This is a genomic window from Pseudoalteromonas sp. US3C1013, assembly GCF_048401115.1.
GTDB classification, from domain to species: domain Bacteria; phylum Pseudomonadota; class Gammaproteobacteria; order Enterobacterales; family Alteromonadaceae; genus Pseudoalteromonas; species Pseudoalteromonas undina.
Map to the genome: position 1 here is coordinate 634,673 of NZ_CP183075.1, position 16,559 is coordinate 651,231.

18 protein-coding genes are annotated in these 16,559 nt (G+C 39.4%); 12 read left to right on the plus strand and 6 right to left on the minus strand.

Going from position 1 to position 16,559, the window contains the following annotated elements:
• Positions 1–103: 103 nt before the first annotated feature.
• Both ACNSN2_RS02915 and hldE read left to right on the plus strand, forming a co-directional pair.
• Positions 104–694 carry a D-sedoheptulose-7-phosphate isomerase gene (locus tag ACNSN2_RS02915; RefSeq protein WP_008115583.1) on the plus strand — a complete coding sequence of 197 codons (591 nt, stop codon included), beginning with the start codon at positions 104–106 and terminating at the stop codon, positions 692–694.
• Positions 694–2,133 carry a bifunctional D-glycero-beta-D-manno-heptose-7-phosphate kinase/D-glycero-beta-D-manno-heptose 1-phosphate adenylyltransferase HldE gene (hldE, locus tag ACNSN2_RS02920; RefSeq protein ID WP_010390981.1) on the plus strand — a complete coding sequence of 480 codons (1,440 nt, stop codon included), beginning with the start codon at positions 694–696 and terminating at the stop codon, positions 2,131–2,133. The genes ACNSN2_RS02915 and hldE overlap by 1 nt, the downstream gene beginning before the upstream one ends.
• A 63-nt stretch (positions 2,134–2,196) precedes the next feature.
• Here hldE and ACNSN2_RS02925 read toward each other — a convergent pair whose 3' ends face one another.
• The gene (locus ACNSN2_RS02925; RefSeq protein WP_010390982.1) at positions 2,197–3,744 is read right to left on the minus strand and encodes a capsule assembly Wzi family protein; all 1,548 of its coding nucleotides are present in this window, start codon (positions 3,742–3,744) and stop codon (positions 2,197–2,199) included.
• Positions 3,745–3,933: 189 nt separating this feature from the next.
• Between ACNSN2_RS02925 and ACNSN2_RS02930 the strand changes: the two genes are divergently transcribed.
• Together ACNSN2_RS02930 and ACNSN2_RS02935 are read left to right on the plus strand one after the other, a co-directional pair.
• On the plus strand, positions 3,934–5,007 hold the full coding sequence (locus tag ACNSN2_RS02930; RefSeq protein WP_418608539.1) for a glycosyltransferase family 1 protein: 1,074 nt from the start codon (positions 3,934–3,936) through the stop codon (positions 5,005–5,007).
• Entirely contained in the window at positions 5,004–6,089 is a 1,086-nt protein-coding gene (locus ACNSN2_RS02935; protein WP_418608540.1) for a glycosyltransferase, read from the plus strand. Before ACNSN2_RS02930 ends, ACNSN2_RS02935 begins: the two co-directional genes overlap by 4 nt.
• A 6-nt stretch (positions 6,090–6,095) precedes the next feature.
• Here ACNSN2_RS02935 and ACNSN2_RS02940 read toward each other — a convergent pair whose 3' ends face one another.
• Positions 6,096–6,815, minus strand: a complete 720-nt coding sequence (locus ACNSN2_RS02940; protein WP_418608541.1) for a 3-deoxy-D-manno-octulosonic acid kinase — start codon at positions 6,813–6,815, stop codon at positions 6,096–6,098.
• 123 nt (positions 6,816–6,938) lie between these two features.
• Here ACNSN2_RS02940 and ACNSN2_RS02945 point away from each other — a divergent pair, with 123 nt between their 5' ends.
• The 6 genes from ACNSN2_RS02945 (at position 6,939) to glpG (ending at position 12,205) form a co-directional block, all read left to right on the plus strand.
• Positions 6,939–8,000 (plus strand): glycosyltransferase family 9 protein, encoded by a 1,062-nt coding sequence (locus tag ACNSN2_RS02945; protein ID WP_418608542.1) that lies wholly within the window; start codon positions 6,939–6,941, stop codon positions 7,998–8,000.
• On the plus strand, positions 7,997–8,566 hold the full coding sequence (gene gmhB, locus ACNSN2_RS02950) for a D-glycero-beta-D-manno-heptose 1,7-bisphosphate 7-phosphatase (protein WP_010390991.1): 570 nt from the start codon (positions 7,997–7,999) through the stop codon (positions 8,564–8,566). Before ACNSN2_RS02945 ends, gmhB begins: the two co-directional genes overlap by 4 nt.
• 163 nt (positions 8,567–8,729) lie before the next feature.
• Positions 8,730–9,926: a glycine C-acetyltransferase gene (locus ACNSN2_RS02955; RefSeq protein WP_418608543.1), complete on the plus strand. Its 1,197-nt coding sequence runs from the start codon at positions 8,730–8,732 to the stop codon at positions 9,924–9,926.
• 52 nt (positions 9,927–9,978) lie between these two features.
• The gene (gene tdh, locus ACNSN2_RS02960; RefSeq protein ID WP_010390995.1) at positions 9,979–11,004 is read left to right on the plus strand and encodes an L-threonine 3-dehydrogenase; all 1,026 of its coding nucleotides are present in this window, start codon (positions 9,979–9,981) and stop codon (positions 11,002–11,004) included.
• Between the two features lie 65 nt (positions 11,005–11,069).
• Positions 11,070–11,387 (plus strand): thiosulfate sulfurtransferase GlpE, encoded by a 318-nt coding sequence (glpE, locus tag ACNSN2_RS02965; protein ID WP_010390998.1) that lies wholly within the window; start codon positions 11,070–11,072, stop codon positions 11,385–11,387.
• Positions 11,384–12,205 (plus strand): rhomboid family intramembrane serine protease GlpG, encoded by an 822-nt coding sequence (gene glpG / locus ACNSN2_RS02970; protein WP_008115595.1) that lies wholly within the window; start codon positions 11,384–11,386, stop codon positions 12,203–12,205. Before glpE ends, glpG begins: the two co-directional genes overlap by 4 nt.
• Here glpG and ACNSN2_RS02975 read toward each other — a convergent pair.
• The gene (locus ACNSN2_RS02975) at positions 12,202–12,600 is read right to left on the minus strand and encodes a flagellar basal body-associated protein FliL (protein WP_008115596.1); all 399 of its coding nucleotides are present in this window, start codon (positions 12,598–12,600) and stop codon (positions 12,202–12,204) included. The genes glpG and ACNSN2_RS02975 overlap by 4 nt on opposite strands.
• A 248-nt stretch (positions 12,601–12,848) precedes the next feature.
• Here ACNSN2_RS02975 and ACNSN2_RS02980 point away from each other — a divergent pair, with 248 nt between their 5' ends.
• On the plus strand, positions 12,849–13,394 hold the full coding sequence (locus ACNSN2_RS02980; RefSeq protein WP_418608544.1) for a chorismate--pyruvate lyase family protein: 546 nt from the start codon (positions 12,849–12,851) through the stop codon (positions 13,392–13,394).
• Complete coding sequence (gene ubiA, locus ACNSN2_RS02985) at positions 13,391–14,269, plus strand: 4-hydroxybenzoate octaprenyltransferase (protein WP_054201980.1); 879 nt, start codon at positions 13,391–13,393, stop codon at positions 14,267–14,269. The genes ACNSN2_RS02980 and ubiA overlap by 4 nt, the downstream gene beginning before the upstream one ends.
• Here the strand turns inward: ubiA and ACNSN2_RS02990 are convergent.
• The 3 genes from ACNSN2_RS02990 to ACNSN2_RS03000 all read right to left on the minus strand — a co-directional run bounded on the left by ACNSN2_RS02990 (position 14,266) and on the right by ACNSN2_RS03000 (position 16,551).
• Positions 14,266–14,886, minus strand: a complete 621-nt coding sequence (locus tag ACNSN2_RS02990) for a 2OG-Fe(II) oxygenase (protein ID WP_418608545.1) — start codon at positions 14,884–14,886, stop codon at positions 14,266–14,268. The genes ubiA and ACNSN2_RS02990 overlap by 4 nt on opposite strands.
• A gap of 94 nt (positions 14,887–14,980) precedes the next feature.
• Entirely contained in the window at positions 14,981–15,859 is an 879-nt protein-coding gene (locus ACNSN2_RS02995) for a LysR family transcriptional regulator (RefSeq protein WP_075170697.1), read from the minus strand.
• A gap of 242 nt (positions 15,860–16,101) precedes the next feature.
• Complete coding sequence (locus ACNSN2_RS03000; RefSeq protein WP_054201982.1) at positions 16,102–16,551, minus strand: DUF2721 domain-containing protein; 450 nt, start codon at positions 16,549–16,551, stop codon at positions 16,102–16,104.
• Between the last annotated feature and the right edge of the window lie 8 nt (positions 16,552–16,559).

Genomic DNA, 16,559 nt, shown 5'->3' on the forward strand with positions numbered 1-16,559 from the left:
CTACCCGTACTTTAATTTAGTTATATAGAGGTGATTTGGCTATAAAATTATGGAATAATGAAATTAATTTTTCCTGCCATTTCAGTTCCAAGAGGAATATCTCATGTCAATTATAGATTCAGTGGCAACTAGCTACCTAGAAAGTTTAAATCGTCACCAAGTATTGTTCGAAACCATGGAGGCGTATCATCAAGAGGTAATGCAGTTGTTAGAAGCATGTCATAGTGCTTTACAGGCTGGTGGTAAGGTTGTTTGGTTTGGTAATGGCGGCAGTGCGGCTGATGCTCAGCATTTGGCTGCAGAGTTTGTGGTACGTTATAAGTTAGAGCGAGGACCGTTAGCGTCTATTGCTCTAACCACAGACACCTCTATTTTAACAGCGCACAGTAATGACTATCATTTTGACACAGTATTTGAACGCCAAGTTCAGGCGCTATGTAAACCTGAAGATATCGTAATTGGCTTAACTACATCGGGCACCAGTAATAATATTAATTTAGCGTTAGAAGCCGCTAATAAAATAGGAGCATTCACTGTTGCATTTACAGGTCGCGATGGAGGTAAAGTAAAAGACATCGCCAAGTTACCTATTATTATTAAAAATGATGAAACAGCCCGTATTCAAGAGGCGCACATGTTTATTGGCCATTGGCTGTGTGAAGCCATGGATATGGTTGTTGCGGAGCAGCAGTAATGGATTTATCGCTATTAAAAAACTTATCAGCAGCGCGTATTTTAGTGGTTGGTGACGTTATGCTCGACCGCTACTGGTATGGTGATTCTGGCCGCATTTCGCCGGAGGCACCAGTACCCGTTGTAAAAGTCAGTAAATTTGAAGACAAAGCCGGTGGTGCCGCCAATGTGGCTAAAAATATAGCCCGACTAGATGGCAAAGTGGGTTTACTTGGCCTAATTGGCGAGGATGAAAGCGGACAAATTTTAGAAAACATTCTAGAGGGTGAAAAAATAAATTCACAGCTTGTGAGTGTATGCGATTTGCCGACTATTTCTAAAATGCGGGTGATCAGTCGTCATCAACAAGTTGTGCGTTTAGATTTAGAAGAGGCTTTTAATGAGTCTCATAGCCAGTTGTTATTAAATCGATTAGAGCTGGTGCTGAGTGATTACGACTTTATTGTATTTTCTGATTACAACAAGGGCTCACTCGCGCTAATCCAAAAAATGATTTCGGTTGCTAAAGATGCAGGTAAAACCGTGCTTGTTGACCCTAAATCATCTGATTTAGAGTTGTACCGTGGAGCTGATTACATAACCCCTAATTTAAATGAGTTTAAATTAGCGGGTGGTCAGGTTGGTTCAGAAGAGTTGCTTGCTAGCAGCGCGCGTACCCTGATTAGTGATGCGGGTATTAACGCCATGCTACTAACACGCTCAGAACAAGGTATGTCGCTAATTGATGCAACGCAAAAGCATGACTTTGCAGCGCAACAACTCGAAGTAAGTGATGTAACCGGTGCGGGCGATACTGTTATTGCTACATTAGCTGTAATGCTAGGTGCGGGTATGACCGCCAAAGATGCAGTCGAAATTGCAAACTTAGCTGCCGGTATTGCAGTAAGTAAATTGGGAGCGGCTACGGTTTCTCCTGAAGAGTTGAGCCGCAAGTTAGGCCAATACTTACAAGCCACTGGCGAGCATTATCAAACCCCATTTGATGATGTATTACAACATATTGAATTTGCAAAGCAAAATGGAGAAACCATTGTATTTACTAATGGTTGTTTTGATATTTTGCATGCAGGCCATGTGCGCTATTTAGCGCAAGCTAAAGCGCGTGGTGATAGATTAGTGGTTGGTTTAAATAACGATGAATCCATTGCCCGTTTAAAAGGCCCTGAGCGCCCAATTAACCCATTAGATGAGCGTGCTATGGTTTTAAGTGCATTAGCCTCAGTTGATTGGGTTATTCCGTTTGGCAGTGAGGCTGAAAATGACACACCAGCAAAGCTAATTGAGCAAATTAGCCCAGATATTCTTGTTAAAGGTGGTGATTACACTGTTGAGCAAATTGCCGGTGCTGAGCACGTGTTGCGTCATGGCGGAAAAGTAGAAGTGCTTGAGTTTTTAGATGGTTGCTCTACATCAAAAGTGATTAGCAAAATTAAAAGCTAGCTAGTTAGTGAAATAAAAAAGGGGATAAACTTTGGTTTATCCCCTTTTTTAATGCTTGCAAAACTAAAAGTTATATTCGAACTTTGCAAATGCAGACGTATCGTTTTCTGCTCCATCGTTATTAGAGGCAAGTCCGCCAAGGGTTAAGCGCCCCCCCATGGCAAGCATTCTGTAACGTACTTCAAGCTGTTTAGAGCTAAATGCTGTTTTGGTAATCGAGTTACCTAAGTCTGGGTTATTTGGGTATCTATCACGGTTGTCGCTGTTGTAGTCTACATCACGTAATTTTACTTGCCAGTCAGTTCCGCTTGAGAGTTGCCCAAGTACGGTTAACACTAGCGATTGCGCATCATTATCATAGGTAGAGCCGATAGGGCGACCATGGTAACGATACCCTGATTGGTAATCAGTGTGCTCATAATAGCAGTTTTCGGTCGTTGACCCCGCAGAGCAAGACACACCTGTATCAATATATTCTAAGTTGACTAGTAAATTCTGCTCGTAAACACGATGTGTTGTTTGTAAGCCAAATAAGTACGCTCTATCAGCTGGTTTAAACTGTGAGCTCGCATCTTCACCAATCGTGCTGGCATAAACGGCATAAGGTTGGTTAAATAATGTGTCTGACCAACGAATATCAATACCTGCTAATTGATTACCTATTTTTGATTCTAACTGGCTATCACAATTAGTAGTGCCATCAACACATTTTGTATCACCGGTAATCATATCAATAAAGTCACCAGCCGAGCTTGGTTGTCCCTTACCAGCCCATTGTGCTGACCAGCTCAGTGCTATTTCTAATTGTTGAACGGGGCGAAAGTTAACCCGAGTGCTCCACAATAACGCATCAGGAATAACGCGGGTTGATTCCAGCTTAGCCATTTGTGCAGTAAACCCCCACTGACCTATCCAACTTAACCAAGGTGTTTCAAAGGCACTACTTTGTTCACGAGAAATACTAATGGCAGGTAAAGGTTTTGCATTACCAGACATAATTAAGCTGTTATCAACACCCGGCCCCCAAAATTGCTCAACGGCACCCGCTCTTACAATCCAATTACCCATACGATACGCTAAATAGCTGTCATCTAGAGAGGTATCATTGCAGTCTTTTAGTGCTTGCTCGTTTTGAGCTATATCATCAGTTGTTTTACCGTCGACTAAGCAGTTTTTGCCATCACTACGATGATTAATCGCTATTTTAGCTGCAAAGTTATGTCCTAAATAAGCGTAGGCAGCAGTTAACTCTGATTCTTGGCTATTGGTGGCACCAAAGCTAGTGGCTACAAGAGGATCTGAGCTGGCAAATGCCGAAAGCTGTACACTATGCGAACCGCTATTTTCTGACTTATAACGATGTTTTACACGTAATAACGCATCCTGCAGGCGAGGAGATAACTGTTCTAACGAAGTATTGTTTACATCATTAATAAAGCTTTTCCACATTAATGGGTACGTTGTTACTGGCGCTAAAATTATACCTGCATCGGCAAGCTGTTGTATATCTGCTCTAAGAGCATAATCATCAGGCTTTACCCAAGGTTCAGCATTTACGGTTGTAGTTACGGCACAAAAAAGCGAAGAAAGTATAAAAAATTTGTTTCGCAAAGCTCAGATCCTTATGATTGAAATTGCTAACAAGTTTAGCAATCTACGTCCTTTATTGCAGTAATTAAATCAACTCATTAAAGAGATATTAGAAAAAAATATTACTATATATTAGATTAAAACACCGCGGCTCTATCGCTAAAAAGATGGCGTTGATATACTCGCAGCAAAGAAAAAATAGAGATAGTAATGAGCAACAAACGACTTTTATTTATTCCCGTGTCATCGCCAGAAGGTATTGGTGAATATATGCGCTCGTTACAGCTAGCTCAAACCTTAAAGGCTGAGTATGGCAAGCAGTTAGATATTCATTTTATTTTAAATAAACATACGGCTTATGCTAAAAACTGCCCATTCCCTACCTTATTGTTAAATCAATCGGCAACAAAAGAAAATACGCACGTATGTCAGTTTATTAAGCAATACAAACCAGATGCGGTGCTATTTGATTGTGCAGGACGCGCTGAGCAAATGAAAGCTGCAAAAAAAGTGGGTGCTAAAGTTGTTTTTATTTCACAGCATGCAAAAAAGCGAGCAAAAGGTTTAAAGCTTAATAGAGCGGGCCTTATTGATACTCATTGGGTGGTTCAGCCTGATTACTGTATTGAACCTCTTTCGTGGTATGAAAAGCTAAAATTGAGCATGTTGTCTCTGGCCTATCCTGCTAATGTCGGGCCATTTACAGTGTTTGCATCAGCGCAACAAAAATCCGATGCACTAACCCGTTATCAATTGAAAGAGAAAGAGTTCTTTATTGTTAACGCAGGCTCTGGTGGGCACACCCTTAATGGCCAAAACTGTGCTGATATCTACTATAAAGCAGGACTGAATATTGCGAAAGAAACAGGTTTAAAAGGGGTTGTGGTGTTTGGTCCTAATTACACTAAGTCGTTACCTAAAAGCGATGAGTTAATTTGTTTGCCAAGCCAAGAGGGGACTGAATTTTTAGCCTTACTAAGTCAGGCTAAGGTGGCATTATTAAGCGCGGGCGATACTTTACTTCAAGCCATTGCTTTACAAACGCCAACGATAGCATGTGCTATTTCAAAAGATCAAAATGAGCGAGTTGTTCGTTGTGCGAGTACCGGTGTTGTTAAAGAGGCTGAGCTTGATATTTTAGATATTACCCAAAAAATAAAAGAGCTACTTTTTGAGCCAAATTATAATAATACAGTTAGCCAATACGAGTCGCTAGAAAATGTGCATAGCTTTGATGTTATAACCAAAGGAGTACAAGCGTTGTTAATAGGAAGTAAGCTATGAATATTGTTATTGTAATTGACTCCCTCGTTGGTGGTGGCGCTGAAAAAGTAATGCTTACTTTGGCGCAGGAAATGGTATCAAAAGCCCACAATGTGACTATTTTGTCATTGGCGCAAAATATTGAATATGACATTCCAAACACCTTATCTGTTGAAAGTTTATTTTCAGGTCGAGCCACAAAAGTTGATCGATTTTGGCAGATAAAAAAGAATGTTAAAGTATTAGAAGCATGGTTTGAGCAAAAGCTACTTCAACTTGGTTCTATTGATTTAGTACTTTCTAATTTAGATCGTAGTAATAACTTATTAGCAAAAAGTAAAATAGAAAATATCCATTTTGTTGTTCATAACTCAGTTAATGCAGAGCTCGCTAGGCAAAAAAAACTAGGTCCGCTTTCATATTTATATCTTAAAAAAAGCAAACAAAACTTAAATGGTAAATCATTGATTTGTGTTTCTAAAGGGGTTGAAGAAGAAATAAAGCAAGGCAACTTAATTAGTCCAAGTGCTATAACAACTATTTATAACCCCTTTAATTTTAAAGAAATTAATGAGCAAGCTAATGAATCAAATATTAATATACCAGATACACCTTACTTGATTCATGTGGGACGTTTTGCTAAACAAAAACGTCACGATGTTCTGTTTGACACATTTGCCAAATTAGATAAAAAATATAAATTGGTATTGTTGTGTAATAAAAAAGAGAAAGCGTTTAAGTTAGCCAAACAATACGGAATTGAAAATCAACTTATTGTACCTGGATTTGAACAAAATCCTTATAATTGGATTAAGCAGGCTAAGGCTTTATTGTTAAGCTCAGACTTTGAAGGATTTGGTAATGTGTTAGTCGAGGCTTTGGCTGTAGGAACACCAGTTGTCAGTACTGAGTGTCCTCATGGTCCAAGTGAAATACTTACAGGTGAGTTAAGCAAATATTTAGTACCAATTGGTCAAAGCGAAGAGCTTGTGCTGGCAGTTAAGCAAGTGCTCGCAGATAACCCAAATGTAGGCAAAGCAGCTATTTTAGAAAAAGTGTGTGCCGATAGGGTATCAGAGCAATACTTAGCATTAGCAAACTAGTTTTTATTAGGTTAACCCGTCACGATAGTGTTTATCTAAATGCTGCCAATCGTTTTGCTGCCAATGAAAGTGGCTATTGCGGCTTTGCTCTTTTAAAAAGGAGCGCTGTAAGCGAGACATGTTGCTTTGTTGCCATTTTTTATGGGGAACTTTTATTTCGCCACGGTCAAAGTCGATAATGTAAACATCACCAGAGTCATCAAATAAAATATTATTAATATTTAAATCAGCGTGATAAACCCCTTTACTATGAAATTGGGCAATAGTTTGTGCTATTTTTTTTATCTCAGCTTCACTCAATGTGCGTTCAATCAGTATATCTAATATACTTTTAGCGCCGCTAACCGCTTCAGTAATAATATCACCTCGGTAAATGAAGCCATAGCGGCTCACTTTAGCTGCAATAGGCTTTGGTACATTTAAGCCTAACTCTATTAATCGTGTCATTAAACTAAACTCTTGATAAACGCGGGTATGCTCAAGTCCGCAGTATAAATATTGATCGCTGAGTAGTTTTCCTATTAGGCCGCCACGCCAATAATGGCGCAACACAGCTGTTAAATTTGCATGTTTAAAAAACCATGCGGTTGCTCGTCCTTTTTTAGCGCCGACAATTTTTTGCTGTTGTTGCCAGAAGTTGGGCTCAAACCAATCTAACTCTATTTCGGTGCTATATTGAGGATGGCTTAAAATGACATGGTTATTTTTGACGTGTTGATTAAACATAGCTCATAGGATTCGCTTAAATATGTGCACATATTAACGTGTTTTCAGGCTAAGGATAAGTACTTGCAATGACGCGATTATAATTTAAGATCGGGTTTTATTATTTTACCTCCAAGGAAACGTGTGACTTCAGCGCCTACTTACACATCTATTTGTATTTTACGTCTTTCTGCCATTGGTGATGTATGCCATGCAGTGAGTGCAGTACAAGCAATTCAAAAAGCGCATCCAAATGCTAAAATTACATGGGTGATAGGGAAAGTCGAGGCGATGCTGTTAGCAGATTTGCCTGGCGTTGAGCTTGTTGTATTTGATAAAAAACAAGGTAAAGCGGCACTGAAACAGTTAAAGCAAACCTTCAAAGGGCAGTGTTTTGACGTACTGCTTAATATGCAAGTGGCTTTAAGAGCTGGTTTTGTCGCTCGCTGTATTCCTGCCAAAGTTAAAATTGGTTTTGACTGGGCTCGCTCAAAAGAGCTGCATAGTTTATTTATTAATAAACGCATTAAAGCCCAATCTCAGGCACATGTTTTAGAGGGTTTTAAAGGCTTTGCTCAAGCGATTGGGGTTGATGATTATGTCCCTGTTTGGAATATGCCCTACACCGAAAAAGATCAAGCTAAAGCTGATGAGCTGTTAGGTGACGATTATTTATCACATAAGCTATTCGTTATTTCGCCAGCAGCAAGTAAAGCACAGCGTAACTGGTTAGCCGAACGCTATGCCGTGCTTGCTGATTATGCCAATGCGCAAGGTTTTAAAGTGGTGCTAACCGGTGGGCCTACTGAACTTGAAATTAATTTAGCAAATAACATCATTAAACACTCTGATTCACCTATTCTGAACTTGGTGGGTAAAACAAAACTCAAAGAATTATTGTGCGTACTTAAGCGTGCAGACTTAGTACTTGCGCCCGATACAGGCCCAGCTCATATGGCGGTGACTGTGGGCACACCGGTTATTGGCTTATATGCGCATTCAAACCCAGCGCGAACGGGGCCTTATTTATACCAAGATTACGTGGTTGAGGTTTATCACCAAAACTTATTAAAGCACACAGGTAAAACCGCCGAGCAATTACCTTGGGGTACTCGGGTTAAGGGCGATGATTTAATGAGTCAAATAACTACGGATACAGTAAAAGAAATGTTTGACCATGTTGTTAAAAAAGAGTCGTTATTATGAATGGTAAACACACAAATAAGGCGCTTTTTTTAGACCGTGATGGTGTAGTAAATGTTGATCATGGCTATGTATTTAAAAGCGAAGAGTTTGAATTTATAGAGGGTGTGTTTTCAACGTGTAAAGCATTCTATGACGCGGGCTATAAAATAATTGTTGTAACGAACCAATCAGGTATTGGTCGAGGTTATTACTCAGAAGCCGATTTTTTTGCTCTTAACATATGGATGAAAGCGCAGTTTAGTCATCATCAAATTGAAATTACTGATGTTTATTTTTGTCCTCATCACCCTAAAAATGCATTGCCAGCGTATTTAACAGATTGCGATTGCAGAAAACCAGCGCCTGGTATGTTGCTGCAAGGAATAAAAGATCATCATATCGACCCTGCACTTAGTGTGATGGTGGGAGACAAACGAGGTGATATGCAAGCTGCTATGAGCGCTAATATCCGTACTAAAATACTGGTACGTTCGGGGCAAGCAGTTGATGAGCAAGCCGTAAAGTCTGCTGACTATGTTTGTGACTCAATCAAGGAACTTCCTGTTCTGCTTGCTGATCTGCTTTAGTGCATACCTCACGCCTGTAAACTGGCAGCTTTTCCTGCCAGTTAGCTAATTTGCGACGAATGACAAACAGTGCAATTTCACGCTTAAACTTTTACAATACCCGCATTATAAATAGCAGCAACACGTCTGCTGTTTAACCCGTTCAACCAAATGGAGATCACAGATGAGAGCATCTGCTTTTTTTAGCCAATTACAACAGCAAATCGAAGACGTCAAAGCTGAAGGTTTGTACAAAAATGAACGTGTTATCACTTCACAGCAGCAAGCTCAAATTGAAGTGGCATCAGGTGATAAGGTTATTAACTTTTGTGCTAACAACTATTTAGGTTTAGCTAACAGCCCAGAGCTAATTGCAGCTGCCCAACAAGGCTTAGATGACCATGGCTTTGGTGTTGCCTCAGTGCGTTTTATTTGTGGTACCCAAGATATTCATAAAACGCTTGAGAAAAAAATCAGTCAATTTTTAGAAACTGAAGACACCATTTTGTACTCATCATGCTTTGATGCGAATACAGGCTTGTTTGAAACTATTTTAGGTGCAGACGATGCGATTATTTCTGATTCATTAAACCATGCATCTATTATTGATGGCGTGCGTTTATGTAAAGCAAAACGTTTCCGTTATGCAAATAACGATATGGCTGATTTAGAAAAGCAATTAATTGCAGCCGATGAAGCCGGTGCTAAAACTAAACTAATTGCTACTGATGGCGTGTTCTCAATGGATGGCGTCATTTGTAATTTAGAAGCAGTGTGTGATTTAGCCGACAAATATGACGCGCTTGTTATGGTTGATGACTCACATGCCGTTGGTTTTGTTGGCGAAAATGGTAAAGGTACACCTGAGTACTGTAATGTACTCGAGCGTGTCGATATTATTACCGGTACCTTAGGCAAAGCGCTTGGTGGAGCTTCTGGTGGTTATACTTCAGGTAAAAAAGAAATTGTTGAGTGGCTTCGTCAGCGTTCACGTCCATACTTATTCTCAAATTCATTAGCGCCTTCAATCGTAACGGCGTCAATCAAAGTGTTAGAAATGCTTGAAAATGGCGGTGAGCTTCGCGCTAAGCTATGGTCAAACGCTAAATACTTCCGCGAGCAAATGGAAACGGCAGGTTTTACCTGTGCAGGTAAAGATCATGCGATTATTCCAGTGATGCTAGGGGATGCAAAAGTGGCGTCACTTATGGCTGATAAACTATTGGCTGAAGGGATTTATGTAACTGGCTTTTCATTCCCTGTTGTACCAAAAGGTCAGGCGCGTATTCGTACCCAAATTTCTGCAGCGCACAGCAAGGAGCAGCTTGATACAGCCATTGCAGCATTTACCCGTATTGGTAAAGAGATTGGTGTTATTTAATTTTCTTGTTAAATCGCGGCTAAAGTCGCGATTTTTTAATTGAGTGTGGATTATGAAAGCATTATCAAAGTTAAAAGCAGAGCCAGGCATTTGGATGACAGATGCGCCAAAGCCTGAAGTAGGTCATAACGATCTGTTAATTAAGATTCGTAAAACAGCCATTTGTGGTACCGATGTTCATATTTATAAGTGGGATGAGTGGGCACAAAACACTATTCCTACACCTATGGTGGTTGGCCACGAGTATGTGGGTGAAGTAATTGACATGGGCCAAGAAGTTCGCGGTTTCGAAGTTGGCGACCGTGTATCTGGTGAAGGTCATATAACCTGTGGTCATTGTCGTAACTGCCGTGCTGGACGTGTTCATTTATGCCGTAATACAACCGGTGTAGGTGTTAACCGCGAAGGTGCATTTGCTGAGTACCTAGTGATCCCAGCATTTAATGCGTTTAAAATCCCAGATAACATTAGCGATGAACTGGCCTCTATTTTTGACCCGTTTGGTAATGCTGTACATACTGCATTATCGTTTGACTTAGTGGGTGAGGATGTATTAATCACTGGTGCAGGCCCTATTGGTATTATGGCCGCGGCTGTAGCCAAACATGTGGGTGCACGCCATGTGGTTATTACTGACGTAAATGAATACCGCCTAGACTTAGCACGTAAAATGGGCGCAACGCGTGCTGTAAACGTTGCGAATGAAAAGCTTGAAGATGTAGCTAAAGAGCTAGGTATGACCGAAGGCTTTGACATTGGCTTAGAGATGTCAGGTGTTCCGAGTGCATTTAATGCCATGCTAAATAACATGAATCATGGCGGCAAAATTGCCATGTTAGGTATTCCACCTTCAGATATGGCGGTCGATTGGAATCAAGTTATTTTTAAAGGCTTAGTGATCAAAGGTATTTATGGTCGTGAGATGTTTGAAACTTGGTACAAAATGGCCAGCTTGATTCAATCAGGACTTGATTTAAAACCAATTATTACTCATCAGTATTCAATTGATGACTTCCAAGCTGGCTTTGATATGATGATTTCAGGCCAATCGGGTAAAGTAATTCTTAACTGGGATTAATAATCCCCTGTTAAGAGAATTAAAGGCGGCATTTGTCGCCTTTTTTGTAATTATAAGAGAGCACTATGGCATTTAAACATATATCAATCGCACAAACCCTCGAACTACTAGACAAAGAAGATGTGGTGATTGCCGATATTCGCGATCCTAATTCGTATCAGACAGGGCACATTCCTGGCTCTGAAGCGCTTTCAAATGCAAATATCGCCCAATTTATGATGGAAAAAGAGTTTGACCAGCCGATTATTATTGTTTGTTATCACGGCATGAGTTCACAAGGTGCTGCCAGCTACTTAGTAGAGCAAGGCTTTGAAGATGTTTACAGTATGGATGGTGGTTTTACTGCGTGGGAAGCCGCTTACAAGGATAAAGTAGCACGATGATAGAGCTTGGTAGCCTAACTAATCCCCGCGCTGCACAGGGCTTTATAGATTACCTAAAAAGCCAAGGGCTTACAGGGCAAATTCGTACTGAGGATGGCCATACGCTTGTTATTAGTGTGGCACCTGAAGACTTTCATGCAGTGCAGCCTTTATGGAACGAATTTGCTAAAAACCCTAATCATGAGCGTTACCAACAAGCATCATGGCAAGTAGGTACTACGCAGTCACCGTTAAAGTATCAAGGGCAGTCACTTAATTTAGTCGCTCGTTTTAAAGCCTTAAGCTGGCTTAATCAAGGTGTTAGTATTCTCAGCATTATTGTTTATGTTGCCTTTTTATTTGGTGCGTTTGAGCCTATTTATATGGCGTTGCAGTTCAATCCTGCGTCACCACTTACCTGGTTAACACCTGCTATTGTGCATTTTAGCGCTATGCATATTGTGTTTAACTTAATCTGGTGGGTATCGCTGGGTGATAACATTGAAAAGCAATGCGGTAAGTCGAGTTTAATCGGGCTGTTTTTAGTTACCGCTTTAATAAGTAATTGGGCACAGTACTTAATGGTCGGTCCTAACTTTGGTGGGCTTAGCGGTGTTGTATATGGGTTGTTAGGCTTTTGTTGGATTTACAGCGCGCTTAACCCTAAACAGCCTGCACTGGTTACAACCGCGATTGTTGGTTTTATGCTGGTATGGTTAGTACTTGGTTTTGCAGATGTATTATTTGTTGGAATGGCTAATTGGGCACACTTAGGTGGGCTTATTAGCGGTATGGCTTTTGCCTATACCGCTCAGCTTTTTAAAACAAAAAGCGGCTAATGATATAAATATTTAGTAAATAACAGGTCTCGGATTATTTCTTGGCCTGTTTCTTCCTTAAGTAAGCTTTTTAGTTTTTCTGCGCTTTTAAGGCGAATTTGCTCACGCCCTGTTAAAGACTTTATTTTGTTTTCAGGCTCTTTTGATAATATCTCTACTAGCGCATCACGTAATAGAGGGGTGTGGTGTTCTACAATGGCAATATCGGATGTTTTATTTAACATTAAATCTACCGTGACACGAACGTAACCCATTTTTTTACTCGATGGACCAATGTAATTGGTAATAATGTCTGGCTCAAACCCAAAATAACCCACAGTAGACTCAGCACGTGCTGATAAGCTAGTTAGGCTGACTAAAAGAATAAAAAGGCCTGTAAATACTGTTTTTTTCATTTCAAAAGCGTTTCCGTAAACTGGTTACAAATAGTTTATACTTATTAGTAAATAAGATACAGCAAGATGCTGTTATTTGTTGTGTTTGTAAAAGTACTCTGGATTCAAGTTTGGGATAGGCAATAGCGAGAGTCAAATGCAGATTAGCTTTTTATGACACAGGATGTGCTTGGTATTGAGTAAATCGCGCTTTTTCAAATTCGTTGGCAATGTTATGATCTCTCTGATTTTTTTCAAGTAGAGTTATTGTGATTACTTTTCCTCTTTCTTTATCTGCTGATTGGCAGAGTACCGCTCAAGTAACTGGCTTATCTAACGCTGAGAAAGAGTGGTTATTTGAACCGCATTCTTTAACGGCTAAATTAAAAAGTCGGTCTCAGCGTTTTGCTGTAAAAGTGTTGAGTGAGCAAAAAGTAGACCTTTCGCAATCACAGCAAGTGCTATTAAGTGAGCAGGTAAGTACAGTACTTAACCGTGAAGTGTTACTGTTGTGTGATGAACAACCGATTGTTTATGCTCAAAGTTGGTTGCCAGTAACAAGCAATAATACAAACAATCAGCTGCACAATATGGGAGATCGCCCGTTAGGTGATGTAATCTTTCAAGATCCTGCGTTAAGGCGTACTGATATTGAAATTGCTCGCTTTGATGGTAATCACTCATTGCAATCACTGGTGAGCGAACTTAATTTACCGAATCGCTCTTTACTGGGCAGACGCAGCGTATTTTCTTTACATAACTATCAATTTTTGGTCTGTGAGGTTTTTTTACCAGGAGCTTACTTATACTCATGAAACTAGCCGCTTTGTCTGTTAATCATATTCCCTATTACATCCAGTTAATGCGAATTGATAAGCCCATAGGCACTTTATTGCTACTTTGGCCAACTTATTGGGCACTATGGATAGCGAATGATGGTCTGCCTAGCTTAACGAATTTCATTGTGTTTACCCTTGGAGTAATAGTTATGCGAAGCGCAGGATGCGTTATCAATGATTTTGCAGATAGAAAAATTGATGGCTCAGTAAAGCGTACTTGTCAGCGGCCGCTAGCGACCGGAGCGGTAAGTAGTGGCGAAGCAATTAGTTTGTTTTTATTACTCGTTGTCATCGCTTTTATATTAGTATTATTGCTTAATACCAATACTATTTTGTTATCGTTTGGTGCGCTTGGATTAGCGTTTTGTTATCCCTTTATGAAACGTTACACGCAACTTCCACAGGTTGTATTAGGGGCTGCTTTTGGTTGGGCAATTCCTATGGCATTTATGGCATCAACAAACTCATTGCCTGTGCAAGCTTGGTTGCTATTTATTGCCAATATTTGCTGGACGGTGGCTTACGACACTATGTACGCCATGGTTGATAGAGACGATGATTTAAAAATAGGAGTAAAATCAACCGCTATTTTATTCGCCAGTTATGACCGCCATATTATAGCGATACTTAACTTTAGCTTTTTTGCGTTGATGGTTTTAATTGGGTTGATGAACCAAATAGGATTTAGTTTTTGGTTGGGATTAGCTATTGCAGCAATGTTACTTGTGTATCAACAGCGTTTGATTCATTTACGCCAGCGAGATAATTGTTTTAAAGCATTTTTAAATAACCATTACGTAGGACTGGCTATTTTTATTGGTTTATTATTTTCTTACCCCGTTTTTGCTTAACGGGGTGGGTCGATAATGCCACTAATTGACGCGTTTTTTCTGAACCAACCAGCAATCGAATAGCGGTTATCAACAGCAGGAAGTACTTCATGTACAAAGCGTTCGCTTTCAAATAATACCAAAGTGCCTGCCGTGGGTTTTATTACTATTTCTATGCCTTTACTTTTAGGCTTGTAAATAACTAGCTCTCCACCTTTCTCTGGAGAGTTCAAATATAATACGGTAGTAAAAACACGGTTTGAACGACCTTTAAATGCATCTACATGTTTTTTATAAAAATCACCTTGCGTATATTTTGCATAGTGACATTCATAATCAAACAAACCCATAAAGAAAGTTCGATTAAGCGTATTACGAACTGCTTCCATTACTTGCTGGTAGCCAAGTTGTGCATTTGAACTGCCATCAAACCAATAGTTTTTGTCTTTACGAACTGTATTATCAATTTGCAAGTTATTTAATCGACCAATACCAGCAAGGCTAAAGTGGGGATTTATTCTGTAGCAATCTGCCATTAAATCAAAGATTAGGTCACTATCAATGGCGTTTTCAATAATGGCATAACCATGCGTTTCAATCTGCTCTAGATAAATTCCAGAAGCTGTAAAGTTGTTCATTAACGCTAGTCATAATAGTAGGGAGCGTTAGTTTAATGTAAAAAAACTTTAAAGCTACAAATTTATAGTGATCATCAAATCGCATGGTGTATTGTTATGCTTTTGAGACTTTATTTATTAGCGAGAGTAAGTGGTCAACATGCTCACCCGCTTCTATCTGCTGGCTGGTTTGCACAATAAGTTGCTCATGGCTAATATCGTTATTAGTTTTAAGTTGAATCAAGTTATGGTTTTCTGCCACAGAGCTAGTGTGTTCAATACCGGCAATGGCAAAATGGTCTGATTTTTCAAGTCCAGCCATGACCTGCTCAATACTGCCCACTTTAATTGTTGAAACTTTATTTAATGAGTCTATTACTTCATTAAGCATTGATTGCACTTGTTTTGATTGCGAAAAACAACTAAACATGGGAAAGCTTTCAAGCTCTTTTTTACTAATATCGCTTTTATTTGCTAATGGGTGTTGTTTTGAGCAAAACAAAATAAGCTGATCAGGTAATTGTATGTCGCTACCTATACTGTTGACTATTTGCGAGCATACACTAATGTCAATTTCCCCTTGAAGTAACTTTCTATGAAGCTCAGTTTTGTTTTGTAGCTGCATTTCGATTTTAATATGAGGGTACTGACTTAAAAACTCACCGCAGGTAATTGGCACTATGCTGCTGGTTGTTGTGGTGTAACCAATGACCAGTTTTTTCTCTTCAGTGCCATTAATCGATTGAAAAGCGCGATGTTTTATTTGCTCTAGCTCATTGAGGGTATTTTTTGCAAAGTCGAGGAAAAGTTCGCCTGCTTGAGTTAATTTAACCGAGCGAGTAGAGCGGGTAACAAGTTCGTAGCCAAGCTCTGTTTCAAGAGTTTGAATACTACGAGTTAACGCAGATGTGCTAATTTGGGTTTGTTCTGCAGCTTGCCTAAAATGACGAAGTAGGCCAAGCGCTACAAACTGTTCTAATTGTTCAAATCTCACTATATAGTCCTTTTTTATAGGTAAGCTAGGGGAATTGCAGATTAAAGACTGACTTTATATCCCTACAGATCAGTTGAAATAATGTTTTTAACCACCTCCTTAGATTAACTTTCTTTTCATCGTATTTAAAGAGAATAGTTGCTAAAAGTTGTTATACCTTTGGGTAATGTTAAATAACTGTAGGGTTTTATTATTGACCAAGTTTATGCAATTTTATAACAGCTTCTTAAAGTCTCGGTTTGTTAATTACTGTTTTTGCTTTTAGGGTTGGGCTCAATAAAATTTTTACTTACTCGGTTACTTAAAGGCTTATTTTCAATGTTTTGCAATTCAATTTCTATGGCATCACAAGAGATGTGAATTTCAAATAATGAAGTAAGCAAAGATAAGCTTAAGCAACTTAAACTGACACCAAATAAAATAATGCCCGTGGTATTAAATTCTATAAATAATGCGAACATAGATAGCGTACATAATAAAAAAGCAGCCACTCCGTATACTTGCATGGTTCTTATTAATTTTATTCGCTTTCTAAGGTTGGTTATTTGCGCCACCACAACAGGACGAATAGATTCCCCTTCACGTGCATTCAGTTCTCGTATTAGTTGCGCTAGCACTAAAAATCGGTTTGTATAGGCGAGTAACAACAACGAGATTGCTGGAAAAAGTAAACCTGGAGTAGTTAGCGTCATAATGTGTC